Origin of the sequence: Massilia hydrophila, from assembly GCF_020208145.1 — a bacterium.
Taxonomy (GTDB): domain Bacteria; phylum Pseudomonadota; class Gammaproteobacteria; order Burkholderiales; family Burkholderiaceae_D; genus Telluria; species Telluria hydrophila.
On sequence record NZ_JAHYBX010000005.1, the window covers coordinates 47,142 to 73,241 of the forward strand.

The 26,100-nt window shown below is 67.0% G+C and carries 21 protein-coding genes and 1 riboswitch; of the genes, 15 read left to right on the forward strand and 6 right to left on the reverse strand.

The window, feature by feature from the left end; genetic code table 11:
• Positions 1-4: 4 nt before the first annotated feature.
• Positions 5-2,830 carry a valine--tRNA ligase gene (locus tag LE190_RS13570; protein ID WP_225239204.1) on the reverse strand — a complete coding sequence of 942 codons (2,826 nt, stop codon included), beginning with the start codon at positions 2,828-2,830 and terminating at the stop codon, positions 5-7.
• Positions 2,831-3,003: 173 nt separating this feature from the next.
• A riboswitch (TPP riboswitch) is annotated at positions 3,004-3,108 on the forward strand.
• Between the two features lie 63 nt (positions 3,109-3,171).
• Here LE190_RS13570 and thiC point away from each other — a divergent pair.
• From thiC to LE190_RS13630, 11 genes are all read left to right on the forward strand, one after another.
• Positions 3,172-5,076 carry a phosphomethylpyrimidine synthase ThiC gene (thiC, locus tag LE190_RS13575; protein ID WP_225239205.1) on the forward strand — a complete coding sequence of 635 codons (1,905 nt, stop codon included), beginning with the start codon at positions 3,172-3,174 and terminating at the stop codon, positions 5,074-5,076.
• Entirely contained in the window at positions 5,076-5,279 is a 204-nt protein-coding gene (gene thiS, locus LE190_RS13580; protein WP_225239206.1) for a sulfur carrier protein ThiS, read from the forward strand. Before thiC ends, thiS begins: the two co-directional genes overlap by 1 nt.
• Positions 5,280-5,300: 21 nt before the next feature.
• On the forward strand, positions 5,301-6,095 hold the full coding sequence (locus LE190_RS13585; protein ID WP_225239207.1) for a thiazole synthase: 795 nt from the start codon (positions 5,301-5,303) through the stop codon (positions 6,093-6,095).
• Complete coding sequence (thiD, locus tag LE190_RS13590; protein ID WP_225239208.1) at positions 6,095-6,841, forward strand: bifunctional hydroxymethylpyrimidine kinase/phosphomethylpyrimidine kinase; 747 nt, start codon at positions 6,095-6,097, stop codon at positions 6,839-6,841. Before LE190_RS13585 ends, thiD begins: the two co-directional genes overlap by 1 nt.
• 47 nt (positions 6,842-6,888) lie before the next feature.
• Positions 6,889-7,497, forward strand: coding sequence for a thiamine phosphate synthase (gene thiE, locus LE190_RS13595; protein WP_225239412.1), 609 nt, complete (start codon positions 6,889-6,891; stop codon positions 7,495-7,497).
• A gap of 59 nt (positions 7,498-7,556) precedes the next feature.
• Positions 7,557-8,419, forward strand: a protein-coding gene (locus tag LE190_RS13600; protein WP_374041198.1) for an IS5 family transposase whose coding sequence is annotated in 2 segments (ribosomal slippage) — positions 7,557-7,926 and positions 7,926-8,419 — 864 coding nt in all. Because the reading frame shifts where the segments join, the coding sequence is not laid out codon by codon here.
• A 211-nt stretch (positions 8,420-8,630) separates the two neighbouring features.
• Complete coding sequence (locus tag LE190_RS21930) at positions 8,631-10,250, forward strand: methyl-accepting chemotaxis protein (RefSeq protein ID WP_307734706.1); 1,620 nt, start codon at positions 8,631-8,633, stop codon at positions 10,248-10,250.
• Between the two features lie 64 nt (positions 10,251-10,314).
• A complete protein-coding gene (locus tag LE190_RS13615; RefSeq protein ID WP_225239209.1) occupies positions 10,315-11,028 on the forward strand; it encodes an ion channel in 714 nt (237 codons plus the stop codon).
• Between the two features lie 136 nt (positions 11,029-11,164).
• Positions 11,165-11,926, forward strand: a complete 762-nt coding sequence (locus tag LE190_RS13620; RefSeq protein WP_225239210.1) for a hypothetical protein — start codon at positions 11,165-11,167, stop codon at positions 11,924-11,926.
• A gap of 102 nt (positions 11,927-12,028) precedes the next feature.
• Entirely contained in the window at positions 12,029-13,501 is a 1,473-nt protein-coding gene (locus LE190_RS13625) for a M28 family metallopeptidase (protein ID WP_225239211.1), read from the forward strand.
• A complete protein-coding gene (locus LE190_RS13630; protein ID WP_225239212.1) occupies positions 13,498-14,067 on the forward strand; it encodes a GNAT family N-acetyltransferase in 570 nt (189 codons plus the stop codon). Before LE190_RS13625 ends, LE190_RS13630 begins: the two co-directional genes overlap by 4 nt.
• A gap of 25 nt (positions 14,068-14,092) precedes the next feature.
• Here LE190_RS13630 and LE190_RS13635 read toward each other — a convergent pair whose 3' ends face one another.
• Complete coding sequence (locus tag LE190_RS13635; RefSeq protein WP_225239213.1) at positions 14,093-15,655, reverse strand: S8 family serine peptidase; 1,563 nt, start codon at positions 15,653-15,655, stop codon at positions 14,093-14,095.
• Between the two features lie 246 nt (positions 15,656-15,901).
• Between LE190_RS13635 and LE190_RS13640 the strand changes: the two genes are divergently transcribed.
• Complete coding sequence (locus LE190_RS13640) at positions 15,902-17,008, forward strand: S-(hydroxymethyl)glutathione dehydrogenase/class III alcohol dehydrogenase (RefSeq protein ID WP_225239214.1); 1,107 nt, start codon at positions 15,902-15,904, stop codon at positions 17,006-17,008.
• A gap of 101 nt (positions 17,009-17,109) precedes the next feature.
• On the opposite strand, the gene LE190_RS13645 is transcribed toward LE190_RS13640, so the two are convergent.
• Positions 17,110-17,658, reverse strand: a complete 549-nt coding sequence (locus LE190_RS13645; RefSeq protein WP_225239215.1) for an SRPBCC family protein — start codon at positions 17,656-17,658, stop codon at positions 17,110-17,112.
• A 219-nt stretch (positions 17,659-17,877) separates the two neighbouring features.
• Between LE190_RS13645 and LE190_RS13650 the strand changes: the two genes are divergently transcribed.
• Together LE190_RS13650 and LE190_RS13655 are read left to right on the forward strand one after the other, a co-directional pair.
• Positions 17,878-18,282, forward strand: a complete 405-nt coding sequence (locus LE190_RS13650) for a GFA family protein (protein ID WP_225239216.1) — start codon at positions 17,878-17,880, stop codon at positions 18,280-18,282.
• A 55-nt stretch (positions 18,283-18,337) separates the two neighbouring features.
• Complete coding sequence (locus LE190_RS13655; protein WP_225239217.1) at positions 18,338-20,650, forward strand: UvrD-helicase domain-containing protein; 2,313 nt, start codon at positions 18,338-18,340, stop codon at positions 20,648-20,650.
• Positions 20,651-20,785: 135 nt separating this feature from the next.
• Here LE190_RS13655 and LE190_RS13660 read toward each other — a convergent pair whose 3' ends face one another.
• The 3 genes from LE190_RS13660 to LE190_RS13670 are packed head-to-tail and all read right to left on the reverse strand — an operon-like array spanning position 20,786 to position 23,092.
• Positions 20,786-21,568, reverse strand: a complete 783-nt coding sequence (locus LE190_RS13660) for a BPSS1780 family membrane protein (protein ID WP_225239218.1) — start codon at positions 21,566-21,568, stop codon at positions 20,786-20,788.
• Positions 21,565-22,524 (reverse strand): homoserine kinase, encoded by a 960-nt coding sequence (locus LE190_RS13665; protein WP_225239219.1) that lies wholly within the window; start codon positions 22,522-22,524, stop codon positions 21,565-21,567. The genes LE190_RS13660 and LE190_RS13665 overlap by 4 nt, the downstream gene beginning before the upstream one ends.
• 37 nt (positions 22,525-22,561) lie before the next feature.
• Positions 22,562-23,092 carry a hypothetical protein gene (locus LE190_RS13670; protein WP_225239220.1) on the reverse strand — a complete coding sequence of 177 codons (531 nt, stop codon included), beginning with the start codon at positions 23,090-23,092 and terminating at the stop codon, positions 22,562-22,564.
• Positions 23,093-23,247: 155 nt separating this feature from the next.
• Here LE190_RS13670 and polA point away from each other — a divergent pair, with 155 nt between their 5' ends.
• A complete protein-coding gene (gene polA, locus LE190_RS13675; RefSeq protein ID WP_225239221.1) occupies positions 23,248-26,031 on the forward strand; it encodes a DNA polymerase I in 2,784 nt (927 codons plus the stop codon).
• Positions 26,032-26,100 lie beyond the last annotated feature (69 nt).

A 26,100-nucleotide genomic window follows, 5' to 3' on the forward strand; every position in this document is an offset into this window, starting at 1 on the left:
CGATTCAGGCTGCCGGCAATTTCGCCAGCTGTTCCTGCATCTTGGCCAGCGTCGCCGAGAAACTGGCGACGCGTTCCTTTTCCTGCTCCACCACCGCGGCCGGGGCGCGCGCAACGAAACTTTCGTTGGACAGCTTGCCGCTGGCCTTGGCGATCTCGCCCTGCAGGCGCGCGATCTCCTTCGACAGGCGCTCGCGCTCGGCGGCGACGTCGATCTCGACCTTCAGCATCAGCTTGGTGGTGCCGACGATCGACACGGCCGCCGGCGACTCCGGCAACGCGTCCACGATCTGCACTTCCGCCAGCTTGCCCAGCGACTGGATGTAGGGCGCGAAGGCCGCCATGCGGGCGCGGTCCGCCTCGTTGCCCGGCTCCACGATCAATGGCACGCGCACCGACGGCGACAGCGACATCTCGCCGCGCAGGTTGCGGGTGGCGTCCACCAGGGCCTTGAGCTGCTCCATCCAGGCTTCCGCTTCCTCGCTCACGAGCGAGGTGTCGGCCAGCGGGTAGGGCTGGACCATGATCGAGTCGCCGTCCTTGCCCGACCCTTTGCCGGCCAGCGGCGCGATCGCCTGCCACAGCGATTCGGTCACGAACGGAATGATCGGGTGCGCCAGGCGCAGCACCACTTCCAGCACGCGCAGCAGGGTGTGGCGGGTGGCGCGCTGCTGCGCCTCCGTGCCCTGCTGCACCGAGACCTTGGCCAGTTCCAGGTACCAGTCGCAGTACTCGTACCAGACGAAGTTGTAGATGGCACTTGCGATGTTGTCGAAGCGGTAGTCGGCAAAGCCCTTGGCGATGTCGAGTTCTACGCGGTTCATCAGGGAGACGATCCAGCGGTCGGCCGGCGACAAATCCTCAAAAGTGGGCTGGTCGGATGGCCGCACCCCGCAGTCCTTGCCTTCGGTGTTCATCATCACGAAGCGGGTCGCGTTCCACAGCTTGTTGCAGAAGTTGCGGTAGCCTTCGCAGCGGCCCAGGTCGAAGTTGATGTTGCGGCCCAGCGAAGCGTAGCTCGCCATCGTGAAGCGCACGGCATCGGTGCCGAAGGCCGGGATCCCTTCCGGGAATTCCTTGCGCGTGGCTTTCGCGATCTTCTCCGCGGCGCGCGGGTCCATCAGGCCGGTGGTGCGCTTGGCCACCAGCGACTCGACGTCGATGCCGTCGATCAGGTCGATCGGATCGAGCGTATTGCCCTTCGACTTCGACATCTTCTGGCCTTGGCTATCGCGCACCAGGCCGTGCACGTACACGGTCTCGAACGGCACCTTGCCGGTGAAGTGGGTCGTCATCATCACCATGCGGGCGACCCAGAAGAAGATGATGTCGAAGCCGGTCACCAGCACCGAGGACGGCAGGAAGTGCTGCATGTCCTTCGTCTGCTCCGGCCAGCCCATGGTCGAGAAGGGCACCAGGGCCGAGGAGAACCAGGTATCGAGCACGTCGTCGTCGCGGCGCAGCGCGCCCGTGATGCCGGCGGCCCTGGCCTTTTCCTGTGCTTCTTCTTCCGTGCGCGCGACCACGATCTGGCCGTCGTCCGCGTACCAGGCCGGGATGCGGTGGCCCCACCACAGCTGGCGCGAGATGCACCAGTCCTGGATGTTGCCCAGCCACTGGTTGTAGGTGGTGGTCCAGTTCTCCGGCACGAACTTGATCTCGCCGTTCGCGACCTTTTCCAGCGCGACGTCGGTGATCGACTTGCCCGGGTTGAACGTGCCTTCCGGCGCTGGTTTACTCATGGCGACGAACCACTGGTCGGTGAGCATCGGCTCGATCACGACGTTGGTGCGGTCGCCGCGCGGCACCATCAGCTTGTGCGGCTTGACCTCGGCAAGGAGGCCTTGCGCGTCGAGGTCGGCGACGATCTGCTTGCGCGCGGCGAAGCGGTCCAGGCCCTGGTATTGCAGCGGGCCGTTCTCGTTGATCTTCGCATCGAGCGTGAAGATGCTGATCGGCGCAAGGCCGGCGCGCTGGCCGACCGCGTAGTCGTTGAAGTCGTGGGCCGGGGTGATCTTCACGCAGCCGGTGCCGAATTCCTTGTCCACGTAGCTGTCGGCGATGACGGGGATCTGGCGCCCGGTCAGCGGCAGGCTCAGGAGCTTGCCGTGCAGGTGAGAATAACGCTCGTCGGTCGGATCGACCGCCACTGCGACGTCGCCCAGCATGGTTTCCGGGCGGGTGGTGGCCACGGTCAGGTGGCCCGAGCCGTCGGCGAGCGGGTACTTGATGTACCACATCGAGCCATCCTCTTCCTGCGAGTCGACTTCGAGGTCCGACACGGCCGTGCCCAGCACCGGGTCCCAGTTGACCAGGCGCTTGCCGCGGTAGATCAGGCCCTGTTCGTACAGGCGCACGAAGACTTCCGCCACCACTTTCGAGCGCGTCTCGTCCATCGTGAAGTATTCACGGGTCCAGTCGGGCGAGGTGCCCATGCGGCGCATCTGGCCGGTGATGGTATTGCCCGATTTTTCCTTCCATTCCCAGACCTTCTCGACGAAGGCTTCGCGGCCCAGGTCGTGGCGCGAGATCTTTTGCGCGTCGAGCTGGCGCTCCACCACGATCTGGGTGGCGATGCCGGCGTGGTCGGTGCCCGGGACCCAGGCGGTGTTGTAGCCGCGCATGCGGTAGTAGCGGGTCAGGCCGTCCATGACGGTCTGGTTGAAGGCATGGCCCATGTGCAGGGTGCCCGTCACGTTCGGCGGCGGCAGCTGGATGCTGAACGACGGCTTGCCGTCCTCCATGGTGGCGGTGAAGTAACCGCGCTTTTCCCACTCGGCGCGCCAGTATTGTTCAATGTCTGCGGGCTCGAAAGACTTGGCTAGTTCCATGATGTGGTGGCGTCGTAAAAGGATGCGAAACGATCATTATAGAGGAGGCCGGGGCGGATGCGGTCGCCGTGCTGGCCGCCTTGCGCGAGCACCCATGTGCTGGCGTTATGACAGCATGATGTTGACACATGCGCGACCGGCTCGGCTATAATCCGCTCCGTTGCCGAACAGGCAGCACACGCTAGGGGTCCTGCGGGCGCGATGCGCTACGCGGGTGAGAAATACCCTCTGAACCTGATCTGGATAATGCCAGCGAAGGGAAGCATCAAACGATGGCGGCCGTCCGTCCGCGCCTGCCACCATCCACGCCTCCTTTGCTGGCTCCGACACCAAGGAGCCACATGAACGCAGCACACGACGCGCCGCCGCGCACCTCCCTGCCTTTCGACGCCGCCACCGCAGGCGCCGACAGCGCGGCGCTCGCGCCTTTCCCCAACTCGCGCAAGGTGTATATCGAAGGCAGCCGGCCCGACATCCGCGTGCCGATGCGCGAGATCTGGCAGTCGCCCACCCCAGGCAGCTTCGGCGGCGAAGCCAATCCGCCGCTGTTCGTGTACGACACCTCGGGACCCTACACCGACCCGATGGCGGCGATCGACCTGCGGCGCGGCCTGCCCACGCCGCGCCTGCCGTGGATCGTGGAACGCGGCGATACCGAGGCCTTGCCGGGGCCGAGCTCCGCCTATGGCCGGGCGCGCCTGGACGACCCGGCGCTGGCGGCGCTGCGCTTCGCGTTGCAGCGCCCGCCGCGCCGCGCCCGGCCGGGCCGCAACGTGACCCAGATGCACTATGCGCGCCAGGGGATCGTCACGCCCGAGATGGAATTCGTCGCCCTGCGTGAGAACCTGCGCCGCAAGGAATACCTGGCTTCACTAGCGGAGTCGGGCCCGGTGGGCGCGCGCATGGCGGCACTGCTCGGGCGCCAGCATCCGGGCCAGTCGTTCGGCGCCAGCATCCCGCCCGAAGTCACGCCGGAATTCGTGCGCCAGGAAGTGGCGCGCGGGCGCGCCATCATCCCGGCCAACATCAACCACCCGGAAGTCGAGCCGATGATCATCGGCCGCAACTTCCTGGTGAAGGTCAACGCCAACATCGGCAATTCCGCCGTGAGTTCCTCGATCGGCGAGGAAGTGGACAAGATGACCTGGGCGATCCGCTGGGGCGCCGACAACGTGATGGACCTCTCGACCGGCAAGCATATCCACGAGACGCGCGAATGGATCATCCGGAATTCCCCGGTGCCGATCGGCACCGTGCCGATCTACCAGGCGCTGGAAAAGGTCGGCGGCAAGGCCGAGGAGCTGAGCTGGGAAATCTACCGCGACACCCTGATCGAACAGGCGGAGCAGGGCGTCGATTACTTCACCATCCACGCCGGCGTGCGCCTGGCGTTCGTGCCGATGACGGCCAGGCGCCTGACGGGCATCGTGTCGCGCGGCGGCGCGATCATGGCCAAGTGGTGCCTGGCGCATCATCGTGAATCCTTCCTGTATACGCACTTCGAGGAGATCTGCGACATCATGAAGGCCTACGACGTGTCCTTCAGCCTGGGCGACGGCCTGCGTCCCGGTGCGATCTACGACGCCAACGACGAAGCCCAGCTGGCCGAGCTCAAGACCCTGGGCGAACTCACGCAGCGCGCGTGGAAGCACGACGTGCAGACCATGATCGAAGGGCCCGGCCACGTGCCGCTGCACCTGATTCGGGAGAACATGGACCTGCAGCTGGAACAGTGCAGCGAAGCGCCGTTCTACACCCTGGGCCCGCTCACCACCGACATCGCGCCCGGCTACGACCACATCACCTCCGGCATCGGCGCCGCCACCATCGGCTGGTACGGCACCGCCATGCTGTGCTACGTGACCCCCAAGGAGCACCTGGGCCTGCCCGACAGGGACGACGTCCGGGACGGCATCATCACCTACAAGATCGCGGCCCACGCGGCCGACCTGGCCAAGGGTCATCCGGGCGCGCAGATGCGCGACAACGCGCTGTCGAAGGCGCGTTTCGAGTTCCGCTGGGCGGACCAGTTCAACCTCGGGCTCGACCCGGACAAGGCGCGCCTGTTCCACGACGCCACCCTGCCCAAGGAGTCGGCCAAGGTGGCGCATTTCTGTTCGATGTGCGGGCCGCAATTCTGCTCGATGAAGATCACGCAGGAGGTGCGCGCCTACGCGGAACAGGGCATGCAGGAGAAGGCGCTCGAGTTCGTGCGCGGCGGCGCGACACTGTATCGGGAGCTGTGATGCTTGAAATCGAACTGAACGGCGCCGCGTACCGCGTGGCGCCGGGGAGCTCGCTGCTCGAACTGGCCGCCGGACTGGGCCTGGCGCAGCAGGCGGTGGCGGTGGCGGTCAACTGCGAGGTGGTGCCGCGCGCCGAATGGCCGCGACGGCAGTTGCAGGCCCACGACCGGGTGGACGTGGTGCGCGCCATCGGTGGCGGTTGAACGGATTGCATGGGAGACGACATGGACGTAGTAGCAAACGAGGATTTCCTCATCATCGCCGGCCGCCGGTACGCTTCGCGCCTGCTGGTCGGCAGCGGCAAGTACCGCGACCTGGCGCAGACCCGCGAAGCGACGCTCGCGGCCGGCGCCGAGATCGTGACGGTGGCGATCCGCCGCGTGAACATCGGCCAGGACCCGCATGCCCCCAGCCTGCTCGACGTGCTGCCCCCGGGCGAATTCACGATCCTGCCCAACACGGCCGGCTGCTACACGGCCCGCGACGCGGTGTACACGCTGCAGATGGCGCGCGAGCTGCTGGACGGACGCAAGCTGGTCAAGCTGGAAGTGCTGGGCGACGAGCGTACCCTGTTCCCGCACATGCCGGAAACCATCCGGGCCGCCGAGATCCTGGTGCGCGACGGCTTCGACGTGATGGTCTACTGCAGCGACGACCCGGTGCAGGCTAGACTCCTGCAGGAGATCGGCTGCGCCGCCGTGATGCCGCTGGCTTCGCTGATCGGCTCCGGCATGGGCATCCTCAACCCCTGGAACCTGAGGCTCATCGTCGAGCAGGCCACGGTGCCGGTATTGGTCGATGCCGGCGTCGGCACCGCCTCGGATGCGGCCATCGCGATGGAGCTCGGCTGCGACGGCGTCCTGATGAACACGGCGATCGCCGCCGCGCGCGATCCGGTGCGCATGGCGCGCGCGATGCGCCAGGCCGTCAGCGCCGGGCGCGACGCGTTCCTGGCCGGACGCATGCCGCGCCGCTTCGCCGCTTCTCCCTCGTCGCCGGCCGAAGGCGTGCTTGCCTGATGGTGCCCACCGTTCTCGTGTTCGCCGGGCTCGACCCGGGCGGCGGGGCGGGCCTGGCGGCCGACATCGCCGCCATCGGCGCGCTGGGGGGCCATGCGCTGCCGGTCGCCACCGCGCTCACGGTGCAGGACAACAACCGTGTGCACGAAGTGCATCCGGTCGATAGCGGCCTGGTGCTGCGCCAGGCCGATGCCCTGATCGACTCCTGCAGCATCGACGCGGTCAAGATCGGCATCCCGGGCAGCCGCGCCAACGCCGCCGCCATCGCCCGCCTGCTGCGCCAGCTGCGCGCGGCCGACCCGCTGCTGCCGGTGGTGCTCGACCCGGTGCTGGCGAGCGGCCTGGGCGACGCGCTGGGCCGGGGCAGCGCGATCTCCGCGCTGGCCGGGCTGCTGCCGCTGGCGACCGTGCTGGTGCCCAACCTGCCGGAAGCGCAGGCGCTGGGCGCCGTGCCCTGCGAGCACGTGCTGGTCACCGGCGGCCACGCGCAGGACGGGGAGCTGGTGGTCAACCGCTGGCTGCACGACGGCGTGGAGCGGCGCAGCTGGCGCCTGCCACGCCTGCCGCACACCTACCACGGCAGCGGCTGCACGCTGGCGGCGGCGATCGCCGCGCGCCTGGCCCTGGGCGATGCCGTCGAAGACGCGCTCGAGCGCGCCCAGGACTACTGCCACCAGACCCTGGCCCACGCGTTCTGGATCGCGCCGGGGCAGCGCATCCCGCGCCGCATCCTGCACCCGCATTGAACCGCCCGACAAGGACAAGCATGCACCTCCACCCGAACCGGCCCGCGCTGCGCGGACTCTACCTGGTGACCCCGGACTGGGACGACACCACACGCCTGCTGGCGGTGACCGGGGCCGCACTGGCAGCCGGTGCCGCCCTGGTCCAGTACCGCCACAAGACCGCCAGCCCGGCGCTGCGCCTGGAGCAGGGCGGGGCGCTGCTGGCGCTGTGTCGCGCGCACGGGCGGCCACTCATCATCAACGACCACGTCGGCCTGTGCCGCGAACTCGGCGCCGACGGCGTGCACCTGGGCGGCGCAGACGCCGCGCTGGCCGAGGCGCGCGCGGTGCTCGGGCCGGACAGCATCGTCGGCGCTTCCTGCTACGGCGAACTGCCGCGGGCCGAAGCGGCCTGCCGCGACGGCGCCAGCTACGTCGCCTTCGGCGGCTTCCATCCGTCGCCGGTCAAGCAGTACAGCTTCGTCACCCCGCCCGCACTGGTGGATGCTTGGGGCGCGCGCGCATCCCTGCCGCAGGCCGTCATCGGCGGGATGACACCGGCGCGGGCTGCGCCGCTGGTGCGGCGTGGGGCGGCGATGGTGGCCGCGATCACGGCCGTGTACGCGGCGCCGGACCCGGGGGCCGCCGTACGCGCCTTTCGGGCGCTGTTCGACTAGGGTCTGTCTGACTGAGCGAAGGCGAAGAATGAGAGAATTAGATCGGGAGGGCTATGAAGATGAGCCGAACTGATCTAACCGAGAAGCAATGGCGGCGGTTGGAATCCCATCTGCCGCCAAATCCGCATCACGGTCATGCTTATGTCGAGCACCGACATGTGATCAATGGAATCCTGTGGCGTTTAAGGACTGGGGCGCCTTGGCGCGACATTCCAGCGCGCTACGGGCCTTGGCAGACCTGTTATGACCGGTTTGTCCGCTGGTCGCGCGACGGTACCTGGAAGCGCTTGCTCACAGTCATGCAAGCGGCAGCCGATGAAGCTGGCCTGATCGATTGGGATGGCGCTGCGCTCGATGCTACACACATCAAAGCTCACCGTAGCGCCGCCGGGGCCCGCAAGAAATTGCCTGCGGCGGAAAAAAGGGGCTCATAACTGACGAGTGGCTCGGCCGATCGCGCGGCGGCATCACCAGCAAGATTCACCTGTGTGTTGATGGGCACGGTCTGCCCTTGTCGATTGTCGTCACTGCTGGACAATGCAGCGATGCGGCAAATCTTGGACAGGTTCTCGATGCCATCTCGGTACCGCGTCCTGCCCGTGGCCGGCCTCGCAAACGTCCCTCATGCTTGCGCGTCGACCGCGCCTATGGCGCACGTCATTATCGACAGCAGATCCAAAACCGCGGGATACGCTGTGTGTGTCCTGAACGTCTCGATGCGCAGAAAAGCCGACTGCGCAAAGGACGCAACGGTGGCGCGCCACCAAGGTTCGACGTCGAAGCTTACAAAGGCCGCAACGTCGTCGAGCGGGCGATCAACCGGCTGAAGGACTTCCGCGCCGTTGCAACGCGTTACGACAAGCGCGGCCATAACTACCTCGCCGCAGTCATCGTGGCGACAATAATGTTATGGCTTCCCTGAACTCAGTCAGACAGACCCTAGCGGAACGGCGGCCGGAAGGGCGGGGTTGCGGCAGTTGCGCCAACGAAACAGCCAAGCCCCGCGGTGCTTATTTCCTGTGGGAAAAATTGTATAATGCAGCGACTCGCATTTATCACTCGCGGCCGATGATGCCAGTTTCCGCCGCCGCGGCCGGAACGTCCGGCCCTCATCCGCGGCATCGGAGAATCCAATGAAACACATGAAGGTAGGTACCCGGCTGGCCCTCGGTTTTGCCCTGGTGCTGGTGCTGCTGCTGGCCATGATCGGCGTCGGCATCGCCAAGCTCGGCACGCTCCATGAGGATACCCGTGCGATGGCGCTCGATGCCTACCCGAAGGTGGTCGTGGCCCAGGAACTGGCCGACCGCATCAACCGCAGCGCGCGCACCGTGCGCGACCTGCTCCTGGTGAGCAGCGAGGAATCCGACAAGAAGAATTTCGCGACCATCGCCAGCGCCCGCGAGGACAGCGAGGCGATGTTCGCCCAGCTGGCGGCCAGCGTCGGTCCCGGCGCCGGCGCCGCCAAGCTGCAGGCCTACAAGGCCGCCTACGTCCAGTACATCGGCGCGCTCGACCAGGTGCTGCGCCTGCACGCGGCAGGCGAGCGTGACGCGGCCATCGCCCACCTGCTGGGCCCTGCGCGCAAGCTGCAGAGCAGCACCTTCATTGCCTCCAACGAGCTGATCTCGCACCTGGGCGGCAGCATGCAGGCCACCTACGAGGGCGCGGTGCAAACCTATGCGGCGAGCCGCAATGCGCTGCTGGCGCTCGGGGTGCTGGCCCTGCTGGCCGGCGCCGCCGCCGCCACCGTGATCACCCGCGGCCTGCTGCGCCAGCTTGGCGGCGAGCCGGGCTACGCGGCCGAGGTGGCGGGCCAGATCGCCGCCGGCAACCTGGCGGTGCGGATCGAGACCGATCCGAAGGACCGCGGCAGCCTGCTGTTCGCGATCCGCGGCATGCGCGACAGCCTGGCCGCCGTGGTCAGCCAGGTGCGCAGCGCCACCGATGCCATCGCCACCGCATCGGCCGAGATCAATGCCGGCAACCAGGACCTGTCCAGCCGTACCGAGCAGCAGGCCTCCTCGCTCGAGGAAACCGCCTCGTCGATGGAAGAACTGACCTCCACCGTGCGCCAGAACGCGGACCATGCGCGCCAGGCGAACGGCCTGAGCACGGCCGCCTCCAGCGTGGCCGTGCGCGGCGGCGAAGTGGTGGCTCAGGTGGTCGAAACCATGGGCGCCATCAACGATTCCTCGCGCCGCGTGGTGGACATCATCGGCGTCATCGACGGCATCGCGTTCCAGACCAACATCCTGGCCCTGAATGCGGCGGTCGAGGCCGCGCGCGCGGGCGAGCAGGGACGCGGCTTCGCCGTGGTCGCGAGCGAAGTGCGCAGCCTGGCGCAGCGCTCGGCCGGAGCTGCCAAGGAAATCAAGGCCCTGATCGGTGCCTCGGTCGAACGGGTCGATTCCGGCAGCGCGCTGGTAGCCCAGGCCGGCGCCACCATGCAGGAAGTGGTCGAGAGCGTGCGCCGCGTGACCGGCGTGGTGGCCGAGATCAGCGCCGCCACCGCCGAGCAGAGCGAAGGCATCGAACAGGTGAATGGCGCGATCGCCCAGATGGACGAGGTGACCCAGCAGAATTCGGCCCTGGTGGAGCAAGCGGCGGCGGCCGCCGCGTCGATGCAGGAGCAGGCGGGGCGCCTGGGCGAGCTGGTGGCGGTGTTCCGCCTGGCCGAAGAAGAAGGGGCGCGGGCCACCCCGGCGCTGGCCGGGAAGGGGGCGCCGCGCGCCCTCGCACACGCCGGCTGAGCGGCCTCCCGCCGCCGGGCGGATTGCATACAATAGGCGCTTCTTTCTCGCCGACGGAGCACCGATGCGACCCCTGCGCCTGCTCATCCATACCAGCCGCCACCCTTCCGCCATCCTGCTCTTGGTGCAGCTGCTCGGGATGCTGCTGTATCCCTTCATCGAGGGCGAGCCGGCCGGGCACGGGGTGCTCAACGTGTTCGGCGTGGTGGTGCTGGCGCTGACCATCCGCATGGTGCGGCGCACGCCGGGCGAGACCCGGGTCAGCATCGCGCTCGCCGTGCCGATCGTGATCCTGCTGCTGCTGCAGAACGTGTTCGACCTGCGCAGCACCCTGCTGGCCTGGTCCTCCGCCCTGGAAGCCCTGTTCTATTTCTATGCCGCGGGCAGCCTGATCGCCTACATGATGGGCGACCGCCAGGCCACCACCGACGAACTGTTCGCCGCCGGCGCCACCTTCACCCTGCTGGCCTGGGGTTTTACCCACCTGTACCTGATGGTGCAGGAGCTCCAGCCCGGCACCTTCGCCGCCGCCGTCAACGCGGGCGCGCCGCGCACCTGGAGCGAACTGAATTACCTGAGCTTCGCCCTGCTGTCGAGCACCGGCATCGGCGACGTGATTCCGCTGACCGTGCATGCGCGCGCGCTGTGCAGCATCGAGATGCTGGTCGGCGTGATGTACCTGGCGGCGGTGGTGGCGCGCCTGATCGGTTTTACGACCCAGGGCAAGATCCAGCGGCGCGCGCCGAAGACGCCGCGCGCATCCTGGGAAGACGACTGAATCCTACGCGGCCCGCATATTCTGCGCCGCGCCCGGGCTGGCGCGTGCGCCGTTAAGCTTTCGATAAGACTGGTCCAGTAAGTTGCGCCTGTCGCGCACCGGCATCCTGCCGGCGCGCCGTACCGCGAGAACGATCTTGACCCGACCTGCCATCCGTCCCGGCCGCGCCATTGCGGTCTTCCTGAAAACCTGCCTGGCCGGCCTGCTGGCCGCGGCCACCCTGTACGTGGTGATATGCGCCTTTCCCGAACCGGCGTTCGCGTACCGCAGCAGCTACCAGAACTACCATGTCTGGTCGGACCGGCCGATCCCGGGCGAGATCACGGACGTGCTGGACGACGTGACGCGGCGCCTGCGCACCTCGTCGCTGCACGAGCGCGCGGTCCCGGTCGAGATCTTCTTCTGCAACGACGACTGGCGCCTGTGGCTGTACGGCCGCCATTTTCACGCGCGCATGGGCGGCGCGGCCGACGTCTGGCTCACCCGGCAGGTGTTCATCCGCGCGTCCGACATCCCCGCCAACCGCATCCTGCCGCCGGAAGGCCGGCCGCTGGCCGACGCGGACCAGCGGCCGCTGTCCTACTTCATCGCGCACGAGATCACCCACGTCGACGTGTCGCGCGCCTTCGGCCGCACCGTCATGCTGCGCTATCCGCGCTGGCTGCTGGAAGGCTATGCCGACTATGTCGGCAAGGCCGGCGACTTCGACTTCGACGCGAACCGCGACCTGTTCGCGCTCGGCACCTGGGCGCTCGACCACGACAGGAGCGGCCTGTACCGCGAGTTCCACCTGAAGGTGGCCTACCTGCTCGACAGGAAGGGCTGGACCCTGCAGCAGGTATTCGCCAATCCGCCCGACGAGCAGGAACTGGACGCGCGCCTGCGCGCCGCGCCGTGAGCATGGCCACGCATATGCATTCGATTCTTCCCGGCGTGGATTGACCGGGCGTAGGGCGCCATGCGATATTGCCTTTCTTGCCATTCACTCGAAAGCAAACGCATGCGTCTTCACCTTTCCGCCCTCGTCCTCGCGCTGGCCGCCGCCGGCTGCGCCCAGCTGCCGACCGCCGCCACCAGCGCGGCCACCGCCCCGGCCGCGGCAGGCGCCTACCTGTCCAGCATCGCTCCGGATGTCCTGCGCGCTCACGTCAAGTACCTCGCCTCGGACGAGCTGGAAGGCCGCGGCACGCCCTCGCGCGGCCAGGACCTGGCCACCGATTACATCGCCGCCCAGTTTCGCAAGGCGGGCCTGGAGCCGGCCGGCGACGACGGCTACTTCCAGACCGCGCACTGGCAGTACGCCGAGCGCAAGCCGGAAGACGTGAGCCTGAGCGTGAGCGCGGGTGGCAACACCGTCACGGTGCCGGCCGGCGGCGCGACCGGAAGTTTCCTGGACGCGGTGTCGCTGGCTTCCACGCCGGCGGTCTACATGGGCTGGAAGGAAGCGCTGGAAAACAGCGAGGCCGCCAACGGCAAGGTGCTGGTGGTGCCGGCCGCGCCGGTGCCGGGCGCCGTCCGCCAGCTGCAGGAAAAACTGAGGAGCAAGCCGGCCCTGGTCATCATGATCGACCGCGAGAAGCGCAACGGCGCCGGCACCGGCGGCTGGCTGGTCAATCCCGAGCAGCCCGCGGTGAAGGGCGCGCCGCGGGTGCTGGTGCTGCATGCGGCGGATGCCGCGGCCGCGCTGGAAAAGGGCGGCGCCAGCGTGACGGCGCGGGTGGCGGCCGTGGCGCTGCGCCCGGTCAAGCTGCGCAACGTGGTCGGCGTGCTGCGCGGTTCCGATCCTTCGCTGAAGAACAGCTATGTGCTGATGACGGCGCACCACGACCATGTCGGCATCCGCAACGGCGAGGTCTACAACGGCGCCAACGACGACGCCAGCGGCGTGGCCTCGGTGATCGGTGCGGCCGGAGCGCTGGCCGCGCGCAAGGAACGTCCGCGCCGCAGCATCGTGTTCATGACCTTGTGGGGCGAGGAATTGGGCATGCTGGGATCGAAGTACTACGCGCGCCATCCGGTGTTCCCGCTGAAGGATACGGTGGCCATGATCAACCTCGAGCAGACCGGCCGCACCGACGACAGCGAAGGCCGGCAGCTCGATTCGGTCGCGATGACCGGCTTCGACTTCTCCACCGTGGGCGAGATGCTGAAGAAGTCCGCCGAGCAGACCGGCATCCGCCTGTGGAAGCATGCCTCCTTCAGCGACCAGTTCTTCGGCCGCGCCGACAACCAGTCGCTGGCCGATGCCGGGGTGCCGGCGCACACGCTGTCGGTGGCCTACGGCTTCTCCGACTACCACGGCAAGGACGACACCTGGGACAAGCTCGATTACGACAACATGGCGCGCGTGACGCGCATGCTGGCCCAGGGTGTGTACGACATCGCCGACAACCCGGTGCGCCCGGCCTGGACTGACGCGCCGAAGGCGGCAGGCTACGCCGCCAAGGGCCGCGCGCTGCTCGCCACGCCTTGAGCGCACAGGCACTGGTGCGCCGGCTGGCGCCCGGCGACTGGCAGGCCTACCGGGCGCTGCGCCTGCGCGCCCTGGAGGGCGCGCCGGAGGCCTTCGGCGCCACGCTGGACGAAGCGCTGGCGCGCCCGCTGGAAGACTGGGCCGCGCGCCTGGCGCAGGCAAGCGTCTCCGGCATCGACTGTCCGCTGGTGGCCGAAGCGCCTGGCCGGCCCGGGACGCTGGCCGGACTGCTGTGGGCCAGGGTCGATGACGACGATCCTGGCACCGTCAACCTGTACCAGATGTGGGTGGCGCCCGAATGGCGCGGGCAGGGCATGGCGGCTGGACTGCTGGCGGCCGCCCTTGGCTGGGCGCGGGACCGCGGAGCACGCACCGTGGGTCTCGGCGTGAACTGCGCCAACGCGGCGGCGCTGGCGCTGTACCGGCGCGCGGGTTTCAGCATACTGGGGGAGGCGTATCCGATGCCGGGTACGCCGGGACGGATGGAATTCGCGATGCGCCTGGCGCTGGATGCGCCGGGGCGGGGCAACCGGCCGGGGCAACCGGCCGGCGGCGGCCAGGCCTGAGGGGCCTGGCCGCGCAATACCCGGATCAGTTACCGCAGCCGAGCGACGCGATGCGGTCGCGCGCGGCCTTGGCCTGCACCAGCCCGAAACCGTACTTGGTGTCGCGGCCGGCCGGGCCCAGGTCGAGCGCGCTCTTGGTGAGCGTGCTGCGGATCTGGGCGGCGGTGCAGCTCGGGTAGTAGCTCCACACCAGGGCCGCCACCGCCGACACGTGCGGCGTCGCCATCGAGGTGCCGTCGTAGTAAGCGTAGTTGGTGGCCTGGATGCCGACCGTCGCGCTCTGGCCCAGCTGCGCCTTCATCGCCGTGCCATCGGTATCGGTGGCGGTCACCGACGGGATGCTGGTGACGGTGGTGCCGAGGGTGCCGCCGAAGGCGCCGGCCACGTTGTTGTACACGATCGCGCCGACGCCGCCGCTGTTCTGGCAGTTGCTGACCTTGACCGCGAAGTCGACGGTGCCGCGCTGGATCAGGCAGACCTTGCCCGAGACGGCCGTGTTGACCTTGTCGCCCAGGCCGAAGTCGGCCAGCGGCGCGGTGGCGGTCTTCACCGGCGAGCCTTCCATGGCGCCCGCCACGTAGGCCACGCTGCCGACGTTCAGCACCGCTTCCTGGCCCCCGCCCATCGGCACGGTGGACAGCACGCCCACGCCCGGGCCGGCCAGTTCGACCTGGCTGTTGTACTGCGAGAAGCTGGCCCACTGCTTGTTCTCGTCGACCGCGCCGACCATCACCACGCTGGTGTAGCCGGCCGGGTAGGAGACCACGCTGTTGCCGTCGTTGCCGGCGGCGGCGATGCTCAGCACGCCCTTGGAATACAGGCTGTCGAAGGCGCGCTGCTCGGTGGTGCTCTTGCGTCCGCCGCCGAGCGACATGCTGATCACGTTGGCGCCGGCCGCGCCGCACTTGTTGGCGGCCGAGGTCAGGGTCGAGGAATAGGCCCAGCCATCCTTGCCGAACACCTTCACGATGTGCAGCTTGAGCTGGCGGTTCGGGTTCACGCCGACCACGCCGGTGCCGCTGTTGTTGATGGCGGCGATGGTGCCGGCCACGTGGGTGCCGTGGTGGTTCTCGTCGGTGTACCACCAGCCGGTGCCGGCGTCGTATTCGCCGGTGACACTGTTGGCGGACAGGTCTTCGTGGTTGCGGTCGTAGCCCGAGTCGATGATGCACAGCTTGCGGTTGGCGGCCACGCTGTCGGACAGCTGGTCGGCCTGCACCTGCTTGATGCCGTAGGGGACCAGCTGGCCGCTCTGGTAGGGCGTGCCGGTGGACGGGCTGGTCAGGGCGAAGGGCTTGCGCACCACGTCTTCTTCGATGTACTCCACGTTCGGATTGTTCTCCAGCCCCTTCAGCGCCACTGCCGGCACTTCGATCGCCATCGCGTTCATGCCGAAGATCTCGTGCTTGACCGCGCCTTTCGAGGCGGCCACCAGCGATTTGACCTTGGCCGCGGCGCCCGGCTTGAAGGCGACGATGACGCGGGTGGTGTCGGGCGCCGCGGCCTGCGCGTGGCCGAACACGCCGGCGGCGAGCATGGCTGCCAGGCAGGCCTGGAGGGAAGAGCTGCGAGTGTTTTTGTCTGCCATTACTATTCTCCGTGTAAGTACTTGTTGTCGCGTCGAGGCTCTGGCGGCCACGTACGCGGATTTTTATGCCGCATACATACATCTGCGGTGAAACAAGTCTATGTCAAAAGTGAGAACTCGTGCATACAAAGTTGAACGGTGCGCTGGAAAGGGGGGAGCGTCGTGTCCCACGGTTCCTTGTTATGATGTCAAACTTCACGGCGCGGCATGCCAGCCGCGCCACGTTCTGGCTCAGGAAGGATACACATGAAGACCAAGGCAGCAGTAGCATGGAAGGCGGGCCATCCGCTCACGATCGAGGAAGTCGAGCTCGAAGGCCCGAAGGCGGGCGAGGTGCTCGTCGAAGTGAAAGCCACCGGGATTTGCCACACCGACTACTACACGCTGTCGGGCGCCGATCCGGAAGGCCTGTTCCCGGCCATCCTGGGGCATGAGGGCGCGGGCGTGGTGGTCGACGTCGGCCCGGGCGTGACCAGCCTGCGCCGTGACGACCACGTGATTCCGCTGTACACGCCGGAATGCCGCCAGTGCAAGTTCTGCCTGTCGCAAAAAACCAACCTGTGCCAGGCGATCCGCTCGACCCAGGGCCGCGGCCTGATGCCCGACGCGACGTCGCGTTTTTCGCTGGACGGCAAGCCCCTGTACCACTACATGGGCACTTCGACCTTCTCGAACTACATCGTGGTGCCGGAAATCGCGCTGGCCAAGGTGCGTTCGGACGCGCCCTTCGACAAGATCTGCTACATCGGCTGCGGCGTCACCACCGGCATCGGCGCCGTGATCTTCACGGCGAAGGTGGAGGCGGGCGCCAACGTGGTCGTGTTCGGCCTGGGCGGCATCGGCCTGAACGTGATCCAGGCGGCGAAGATGGTCGGCGCCGATAAAATCATCGGCGTGGACCTGAACCCGGAGCGCGAAGCGATGGCGCGCAAGTTCGGCATGACCCATTTCATCAACCCGACCCAGGTCGAGAACGTGGTCGACGCCATCGTCGGGTTGACCGACGGCGGCGCCGACTACAGCTTCGAATGCGTGGGCAACGTGACCACCATGCGCCAGGCGCTGGAATGCTGCCACAAGGGCTGGGGCCAGTCGATCATCATCGGCGTGGCGGCGGCCGGCCAGGAAATCTCGACCCGCCCGTTCCAGCTGGTGACGGGCCGGGTGTGGAAGGGGTCGGCCTTTGGTGGCGCGCGCGGCCGCACCGACGTGCCGAAGATCGTCGACTGGTACATGGAAAACAAGATCAATATCGACGACCTGATCACCCACCACCTGCCGCTCGAACGCATCAACGAGGGCTTCGACCTGATGAAGTCGGGCGAGTCGATCCGTTCGGTCGTGGTCTACTGATCCTTTCCTGTGCCTGCGGCGGCGCCTGCCGCCCATGAAAAAAGCCTGGCGCCGCGAAGTGCGCCAGGCTCTGTCTGGCCACGCGGGCCAGGCGGATCAAATTAGTGCTGTGCGATCTTGCCGCGCCAGGCGCCGCTTTCCGAGCCGCGCTTCTCGAGCAGTTCCTTGAAGTTCTGCAGGTTGCCGCGCAGTTCCATGCGCACGGCGCCCATCGCGTCGCCAATGGACTCGACGGCATTTTCCGGCTCATAGTCCATCTGGACCATGACGCGGCAGCAGGTGTCCGAGATCTTGTGGAAGGTGGCGACGCCGCCATTCTTGACGCCGGTGACGCTGCGCCAGGCGATGCGCTTGTCGGGGATCTGCTCGGTGATCTCGGCATCCCATTCCTTCTCTTCGCCAGCCACGTTGGCGCGCCAGTGCAGGTGCTTGTCGTCGAGCTGGCGGATCTCCTTGACGCTCTTCATGAACTGCGGGAAGTCTTCGAACTGGGTCCACTGGTTGTAGGCGGTGCGCACCGGGACGTTGATCTCGATCGACTCCGACACCGACGAGCTGGCACCATAGCCGCTGCGGTTCTGTTTCAGCTTCTTGGACAGCATCATGCCGCCGACGGCGAGCGCGGCAACGGTAACTACGCGGTTCAACATAAGAAATCTCCTTTGGCTAGAAGCCGCCCCACACACCAGGTCAGTCTGGCCCAGGACTGGGCGTATGTAAGCGAACCTCATGAACTCATGGTCTTGCGGGCCACGCGATCTGTCGCGAATCTCTGGTTAAAATAAGCGAAAAGACAATCGGGCGGCGCGCGAAAGGATGGGCCGTTTATACTGAAGAGCCCAATGTTGAGCGCCTGAAAGGAGACCGACATGCACTTGGAGGGAGGATGTTTCTGCGGCGCCGTTCGCTACGTCGTGAGCGGCGAGACCTTCAACAGCACCCTGTGCCACTGCAGCGACTGCCGCAGGGTCTCGGGCGCGCCCGCGCTGGCCTGGTTCAGCGCGCGCCGCGCCGATTTCCGCTTCACCAAGGGTGAACCGGCGCGCTTCGCCTCGAGCGCGCACGTGCTGCGCGGCTTTTGTCCCCTGTGCGGCACCACCCTGTCCTTCGAGGATGCGCGCTGGCCGGAGGAACTCGATATCGCCAGTGCAACCCTCGACGATCCGGAGCAGGTGCCGCCGGGCGACCATACCTTCGTCCGCAGCCGGCTCGACTGGATGCGCACCGACGACGGCCTGCCCGAATACCCGAGCACGCGTTCGGCCGGCCGCTGAGCCGTGTGCGCGAGGCTGGATGGGCATACAGTAATCCCGGCGTTATAATGGCCGGATGCAGAATCTCCTCCATAACCTCAATCCCGAACAGCTCGCCGCCGTCACCCTGCCGTCGCAGAGCGCGCTGATCCTGGCCGGCGCCGGTTCCGGCAAGACGCGCGTGCTGACGACCCGCATCGCCTGGCTGATCCAGACCGGGCAGGTGTCGCCAGCCGGCATCATGGCGGTCACCTTCACCAACAAGGCGGCCAAGGAGATGCTGACGCGCCTGTCCTCGATGCTGCCGATTAATACGCGCGGCATGTGGATCGGCACCTTCCACGGCCTGTGCAACCGCTTGCTGCGCACCCACTACAAGGATGCCGCGCTGCCGCAGGCCTTTCAGATCCTCGACTCGCAGGACCAGCTGTCGCTCATCAAGCGCATGCTGAAGGCGCACAACGTGGACGACGAAAAGTACCCGGCCAAGGCGCTGATGTACTTCATCAACAACGCCAAGGAGCAGGGCCTGCGCGCCAATCGCCTGGAACCGAACGACCCGATCGAGCGCCGCATGATCGAGCTCTATGAGCTGTACGAGGGCCAGTGCCAGCGCGAGGGGGTGGTCGATTTCGCCGAACTGCTGCTGCGTTCCTACGAGCTGCTGGCCAGGAACGGTCCGCTGCGCCACCATTACCAGATGCGCTTCCGTCACATCCTGGTGGACGAGTTCCAGGATACCAACGACCTGCAGTACAACCTGCTCAAACTGCTGGCCGGCCACGACGAGGAGGGCGGTGGCGCCATCTTCGCGGTGGGCGACGACGACCAGAGCATCTATGCTTTCCGCGGCGCCAACGTCGGCAACATGCAGGCCTTCGAGCGCGAGTTCCGCGTCAAGAACCTGATCAAGCTGGAGCAGAACTACCGTTCCTATGGCCACATCCTCGACTCGGCCAACTACCTGATTGCCAACAACACCAAGCGGCTGGGGAAGAACCTGCGTACCGACGCGGGGCAGGGCGAGCAGGTGCGCGTGTACGAGGCTTCGTCCGACCTGGAAGAGGCGCAGTGGATCATCGAGGAAGCCAAGAGCCTGACGAACGAGGGTGTGCCGCGCAGCGAGATCGCGATCCTGTACCGCTCCAACGCCCAGAGCCGGGTGATCGAGCACGCGCTGTTCGCGGCCGGCCTGCCGTATACCGTGTATGGCGGCCTGCGCTACTTCCAGCGCGCCGAGGTCAAGCACGCCATCGCCTACCTGCAGCTGATGGACAATCCGCACAACGACTCGGCGTTCCTGCGCGTGGTGAACTTCCCCACCCGCGGCATCGGCGCGCGCTCGATCGAGCAGCTGCAGATGGCGGCCGACAGCTACGGCATCTCGCTGTACGCGGCCGTGCCCTACATGACGGGCAAGGCCGGCAGCTCGCTGGGCAACTTCGTCAAGCTGGTCGAATCGGCGCGCTTCGAGACCCAGCAGCTGCCGCTGCCGGAACTGGTGCGCGTGGTGCTCGAGCGCAGCGGCCTGTTGCTGCACTACCAGAACGAAAAAGAGGGCGCCGACCGCATCGAGAACCTGGAGCAGATGGTGAACGCGGCCACCCAGTTCGTGCAGGAAGAAGGTTTTGGCCAGGGCGCACCGGCCCATCTCGGACCACCGGCGCTGCCCCAGGCGGGCGAAGCGATCGTCAACCAGGACGGCATCGAGATCCTCGACGCCGACGCGCCGCTGGCCAATGTGATGTCGCCATTATCGGCCTTCCTCACCCATGCTTCGCTGGAGGCGGGCGACGCCCAGGCCCAGGCCGGCCAGGATGCGCTGCAGCTGATGACGGTGCACTCGGCCAAGGGCCTGGAGTTCGACGCCGTGTTCATCACCGGCCTGGAAGAAGGCCTGTTCCCGCACGAGAGCAGTGCGCGCGAGCTCGATGGCGTCGACGAGGAACGGCGCCTGATGTACGTGGCGATCACGCGCGCGCGCAAGCGTTTGTACATGAGCTTTACCCAGCAGCGCATGCTGCACGGCCAGACCCGCTTCAACATGAAGTCGCGCTTCTTCGACGAGTTGCCGGAAGAGTCGCTGAAATGGCTGTCGCCGCGCGTGCAGACCAACTGGTTCGCCGGACGCAAGCAGACCACGGCCTGGGACGACGCCGCCTTCCGCGACGGTTCCGACAACAAGATCGCCCAGCAGATCACGCAGAAGTCGGGCAACGGCTCCGGCTGGCGCGTGGGAGAGACGGTGGCGCACGCCAAGTTCGGCGAAGGCGTGATCGTGAATATCGAAGGCGGGGCGGGCGCGGCGCGCGCCCAGATCAACTTCGGTTCGGCCGGGATGAAGGTGCTCGACCTGTCGATCGCGAAGCTGGAGCGGGTTGGCCGCTGAAGGCCATGCCGTTCGTAGGGTGGGCGGGTCTCCCGCCCACGCGTTTAACCGGCTGCAAGATCATCCGGCCGGGACCTTCATGCGATAACTATCACCGCGTGGGCGGGGAACCCGCCCACCCTACGGTTTACTACTTTATTTGCTGAGATTTACCGAACCAGTTTGAGGCCCATCCACCGGCTTGCCGAAGATCTGCCGGTACCCGGCATACATCGCGCACTGCAGCAGCAGCACGAACAGGAAGATCAGCCACATGATCACCACCCGCGTCATGTTCGACGCGCCCAGCAGCAGCGTGATGACGATGGTAATGCCGAAGAAGATCGCGAACCAGGCCAGCAGCAGCACGATGAACACGCGCGCGCTGCGCACCACGGCGAAGAAGCTGTAGAAGGTGGCCTTGCCAGGCCCCATCTTCTGCCAGTAGGTGAGCGGCGCGGCGAAGCACAGCGCCATCAGGGCCGCCACGTCGAGGGCGAAGATCAGCATCATCGCCAGCACGTCGGAGCCGGCCACCTGCGGCTGGCCGCCTTCGCGTCCCTGGCGCGCCATCTGTTCCCAGAAGCCCGGATCGATCGTGAAGCGCGTGACCAGCGCCATCAGCAGCGACACGCCCAGGTAGACCAGCCCGACCTTGCACAGCGACTTGACCACCGGCTTGCGGAAGCCCGTCAGCAGTACGGCCGGGGTGACCCGTTCGCCGTTCTCGATCATCAGGCAGGCCTTCATGAAGGCCATCGAGAACGAAGGGATCAGGATCACTGCGGCCATCGGCCCGAGCAGGGGCACGGCGCTGATGCCGATGCTGATCAGGATATTCGCGAACAGCAGGGTGGTGAGGGCAGCCGGTTGTTGGCGGAACAGGCTGGCGCCTTGCTTGAGCCAGTGCCAGCCGGTGATGGCGGGAATCGAATTCATGTGGGCAGCTCCGGCGCGCCGTGCTCGATGCGCGCGCGCAGGATGCGTTCAAAATGGGTGGGGTCGTGGGGCGTGAGCAGTTCCGCCGCACGCGGGCAATGGAGGTCGTACAGGCGCGACAGCCAGAAGCGCAGCGCGCCGGCGCGCAGCAGCGGCAGCCATGCCACGCTTTCCGCCGGCGTGAAAGGACGCGCCGCATGGTAGGCGTCGAGCAGGGCGCGCACGCGGGCCGCGTCGAGGACGCCGCTGGCCAGGTCGACGCACCAGTCGTTGACGGTGACGGCGACGTCGAACAGCCAGGTGTCGACCCCGGCGAAATAAAAATCGAAGCAGCCGGTCAGGCGCTCGCCTTCGAACATCACGTTATTGCGGAACAGGTCGGCGTGCACCGGCCCGCGCGCCAGCGCGGCATAGGTGGCGCTGGCGGCGAAGTCCTGCTGGAAGGCCACCTCGGCGCGCAACAGCACGGCCTCGGGAGCGGACAGGAAGGGCATGACCGTGGGCGCGGTGGCGCTGATCCAGTCCAGGCCGCGCAGGTTCGGCTGCGCCAGCGGGAAGTCGCGCGCGGCCAGGTGCATGCGCGCCAGCATGCGGCCGACTTCGGCGCAGTGCTCCGGCCCCGGTGCCAGCTGCGAGGCGCCGCTCAGGCGGCTGACGATGATGGCGGGCTTGCCGTGCAGGGTGACCACCAGTTCGCCCGCGTGGGTGGGCACCGGCGCCGGTACCGGGATGCCGCGCTCGGCCAGGTGGCGCATCAGCTGCACGTAGAAGGGCAACTGCTCGACACGCAGGTTTTCGAAGAGGGTCAGGACATAGTCCCCACGCTCGGTGGTGAGGAAAAAATTGCTGTTGTCGATGCCGGAAGAAATGCCCTCGAGGGCGCGGACCTCGCCCAGGGGGAACTGCTTGATCCACTGGGAAAGGTCGTCCAGCGAGACCGCGGTGAAAACTGCCATGTGCTAGCGGAGATGGTGAGGGGCGCCAGCCCCGGGATTATTTTTTCTCGACCGGTTCCAGGCGCGGCGGCGGCGGCGCATCGGCGCGCGGCGGCACGCCGGCGCGGGCCGGAGCCGGCGATGGGGCGGCGGTGGCCGGGTCGGGAGCCTGTTTCTTCGGGTTGCCGATGTCAAATTCCATGACCTGCCACTGGGGAGCGCGGATCGCGCTGCTCTGGGCGTCGCCGGGTTGGGCGTTGCCTGGCCCGACATTCGGTTTCATGATGTAGCGGCTCTTTCCGCTTTGCACTTCCACTTCGGCGACCATGCCATCATTGCCCCGTTTTTCGGTGATGCGGGTGCGTTCGCGCGGCGGGATCGTGGTGGCCGGCACATCGCTGCCCGGTTCGATGCGTTCGAGCTGGGGCGGTGCCTGGCTGGGACGCTGGCTTGGCTGCTGGGTCTGCTGCTGGGCTTGTTGCTGGGCCTGCTGCTGGGTTTGCGCCGCGGCGAGGCCGGCATAGGCAGCGAAAGCGGGAGCAGCGAAGCACAGCGACAGGAGTTTCAGGCGGGAAGATGTGCGCAACATGATGGTCACCTTGGGACGTTTGGTTCATTGTAACAAACCGACACGCTTCCCTGTGAAAAGTATGAGAGCGCCAGGGCGGCCCCCATCCTCGGCGATGCGCCGCGCAGGCCGATTCTGCGATAATGCCGGACGCCCATCTTTTACTATGTCGTCCCATGGAAAATACACTGCTGCTCGTCGACGGTTCCAGCTATCTCTACCGCGCCTACCACGCGCTGCCCGACCTGCGCAGCCCGGAGGGGTTCCCGACCGGCGCCATGCACGGCATGGTCAACATGCTGCGCCGCCTGCGCGCCGACTACCCGGCCGCCTACATCGCCTGCGTGTTCGACGCCAAGGGCAAGACCTTCCGCGACGACCTTTATCCGGAATACAAGGCCACCCGCGCCTCGATGCCGGAAGACCTGGGCAAGCAGATCGAACCGATCCACGAAGTGGTGCGCCACCTCGGCTGGCCGATCCTGATGGTCGACGGCGTGGAAGCCGACGACGTGATCGGCACCCTGGCCGTGCAGGCCGCCGCGCGCGGCATGAAGACCATCATCTCGACCGGCGACAAGGACCTGGCCCAGCTGGTCAACGACAAGGTCATGCTGGTCAATACCATGAGCAACGAGAAGCTCGACGAGGCCGGCGTGCTCGCCAAGTTCGGCGTGGCGCCGAACCGCATCATCGACTACCTGACCCTGATCGGCGACACCGTCGACAACGTGCCGGGCGTGAGCAAGTGCGGCCCGAAGACGGCCGTGAAGTGGCTGACCCTGCACGGTTCGCTCGACGGCGTGATCGAGAACGCGCATGCGATCAGCGGCGCGGTCGGCGAGAACCTGCGCGCGGCGCTCGAGTGGCTGCCCAGGGGCCGCGAACTGATCACCGTGAAAACCGACTGCGACCTGGTGAACCACGTGGTCTCGTTCGAGGAAACCCTGGTTGGCCGTCCGGAAGATGCCGAAGCCCTGCGCGACTTCTTCCAGCGCTACGGTTTCAAGACCATGCTGCGCGAACTGGGCGGCGGCGGCCGCGCCGATGGCGCAGTCGCTCCGGCGCGCGGCGCGGGGCCGGGCGGCGCGCCACTCAATTCGCCGGAAGGCGCCTCCAGCGGCGCGGGCACGCTGCCGGGCATGGCCATCATCAAGGGCGAGTACGAGACCGTGCTCACCGACGAACAGCTCGACAAGTGGCTGGCGCTGATCGACGCGGCGCCACTGACCTCGGTCGATACCGAGACCACTTCGCTCGACCCATTGAGCGCGCAGATGGTCGGCATCTCGCTGTCGGTGGAAGCGGGCAAGGGCGCCTACATCCCGGTGGCGCACCGCTACGCTGGCGCGCCCGACCAGCTCAATCGCGAGCACGTGCTGGCGCGCATGCGCTCCTGGCTGGAGGACCCGGCCAAGCCGAAGCTGGGGCAGAACCTGAAGTACGACATGCACATCTTCGAGAACCACGGGATCAGGCTGAAAGGCATCGTGCACGACACCCTGCTGCAGTCCTACGTGTTCGAGTCGCACAAGCCGCACGACATGGACACCATGGCGATGCGCCACCTCGGCTACACCACGATTCCTTTCGTGGATGTGTGCGGCAAGGGCGCCAACATGATCTGCTTCGACCAGGTGGAACTGAACCGCGCCACTGAGTATGCGGGCGAGGATTCGGACATCACCCTGCGCCTGCACCAGACCATGCTGCCGCACGTCGAAAGCGACGCGGGCCTGGCGCGCATCTACCGCGAGATCGAGATGCCGACCATGGAGGTGCTCCAGAAGATCGAGCGCAACGGGGTCCTGATCGATGCCGAGCTGCTGGGCGTGCAGTCGGGCGAACTGGGCGCGCGCATGCTGGAGCTGGAGCAGCAGGCCTATGAACTGGCGGGCGGCCCTTTCAACCTGGGTTCGCCCAAGCAGATCGGCGAGATCTTCTTCGGCAAGCTGGGCCTGCCGGTGGTCAAGAAGACCGCCACCGGTGCGCCTTCGACCGACGAGGAAGTGCTGCAGAAGCTGGCCGAGGACTATCCGCTGCCGAAGATCCTGCTCGAGTACCGCGGCATGTCGAAGCTGAAGTCGACCTATACCGACAAGCTGCCGAAGATGGTCAACCCGGCCACTGGCCGCGTGCACACCAATTACGCGCAGGCGGTGGCGATCACGGGGCGCCTGTCCTCGAACGAGCCGAACCTGCAGAACATCCCGGTGCGCACCGGCGAAGGGCGGCGCATCCGCGAAGCCTTCATCGCGCCGCCCGGCAGCGTGATCGTCTCGGCCGACTACTCGCAGATCGAACTGCGCATCATGGCGCACATCTCGGGCGACCCGGCCATGCTGAAGGCCTTTGCGGACGGCGAGGACATCCACCGCGCCACCGCCGCCGAGATCTTCGGCATTGCGCCCGATGAAGTGCAGAGCGAGCAGCGGCGCTACGCGAAGGTGATCAACTTCGGCCTGATCTACGGCATGAGTGCCTTCGGCCTGGCCCAGAACCTGGGCATCGAGCGCGGCGCGGCGGCCAGCTACATCGACCGCTACTTCGCCCGCTTCGCCGGCGTCAAGCAGTACATGGACGAGACCAGGCTGCAGGCCAAGGCGCGCGGCTACGTGGAGACCGTGTTCGGGCGGCGCCTGTGGCTCCCCGAGATCAACTCCGGCAACGGCCCGCGCCGCGCCGGCGCCGAACGGGCGGCGATCAACGCGCCGATGCAGGGCACGGCGGCGGACCTGATCAAGCTGGCCATGATCGCGGTGCAGGGCTGGATCGAGCGCGAGCAGCTGGGCACGCGCATGATCATGCAGGTGCACGACGAACTGGTGCTCGAGGTGCCGGAAGCCGAGCTGGATCTGGTGCGCACGAAGCTGCCGGAGCTGATGGCGGGCGTGGCGACGCTGAAGGTGCCCCTGGTGGCCGAAACCGGCGTCGGCAAGAACTGGGAGGAAGCGCATTGAGTATGCGCTTCCGCGCATTGAGTATGCGCTTCCGCGCATTGAGTATGCGCTTCGGCCAGCGAATGCGTC

Bases quoted from the DNA above. Each gene is read 5' to 3' on its own strand.
- LE190_RS13615 (WP_225239209.1), top strand. From the start codon at position 10,315: ATGCGACCCCTGCGCCTGCTCATCCATACCAGCCGCCACCCTTCCGCC.
- thiC (WP_225239205.1), top strand. From the start codon at position 3,172: ATGAACGCAGCACACGACGCGCCGCCGCGCACCTCCCTGCCTTTCGAC.
- thiS (WP_225239206.1), top strand. From the start codon at position 5,076: ATGCTTGAAATCGAACTGAACGGCGCCGCGTACCGCGTGGCGCCGGGG.
- LE190_RS13640 (WP_225239214.1), top strand. From the start codon at position 15,902: ATGAAGACCAAGGCAGCAGTAGCATGGAAGGCGGGCCATCCGCTCACG.
- LE190_RS13585 (WP_225239207.1), top strand. From the start codon at position 5,301: ATGGACGTAGTAGCAAACGAGGATTTCCTCATCATCGCCGGCCGCCGG.
- thiD (WP_225239208.1), top strand. From the start codon at position 6,095: ATGGTGCCCACCGTTCTCGTGTTCGCCGGGCTCGACCCGGGCGGCGGG.
- LE190_RS21930 (WP_307734706.1), top strand. From the start codon at position 8,631: ATGAAACACATGAAGGTAGGTACCCGGCTGGCCCTCGGTTTTGCCCTG.
- LE190_RS13650 (WP_225239216.1), top strand. From the start codon at position 17,878: ATGCACTTGGAGGGAGGATGTTTCTGCGGCGCCGTTCGCTACGTCGTG.
- LE190_RS13645 (WP_225239215.1), bottom strand. From the start codon at position 17,658: ATGTTGAACCGCGTAGTTACCGTTGCCGCGCTCGCCGTCGGCGGCATG.
- LE190_RS13655 (WP_225239217.1), top strand. From the start codon at position 18,338: ATGCAGAATCTCCTCCATAACCTCAATCCCGAACAGCTCGCCGCCGTC.
- LE190_RS13660 (WP_225239218.1), bottom strand. From the start codon at position 21,568: ATGAATTCGATTCCCGCCATCACCGGCTGGCACTGGCTCAAGCAAGGC.
- LE190_RS13670 (WP_225239220.1), bottom strand. From the start codon at position 23,092: ATGTTGCGCACATCTTCCCGCCTGAAACTCCTGTCGCTGTGCTTCGCT.
- polA (WP_225239221.1), top strand. From the start codon at position 23,248: ATGGAAAATACACTGCTGCTCGTCGACGGTTCCAGCTATCTCTACCGC.
- LE190_RS13570 (WP_225239204.1), bottom strand. From the start codon at position 2,830: ATGGAACTAGCCAAGTCTTTCGAGCCCGCAGACATTGAACAATACTGG.
- LE190_RS13635 (WP_225239213.1), bottom strand. From the start codon at position 15,655: ATGGCAGACAAAAACACTCGCAGCTCTTCCCTCCAGGCCTGCCTGGCA.
- LE190_RS13665 (WP_225239219.1), bottom strand. From the start codon at position 22,524: ATGGCAGTTTTCACCGCGGTCTCGCTGGACGACCTTTCCCAGTGGATC.
- LE190_RS13625 (WP_225239211.1), top strand. From the start codon at position 12,029: ATGCGTCTTCACCTTTCCGCCCTCGTCCTCGCGCTGGCCGCCGCCGGC.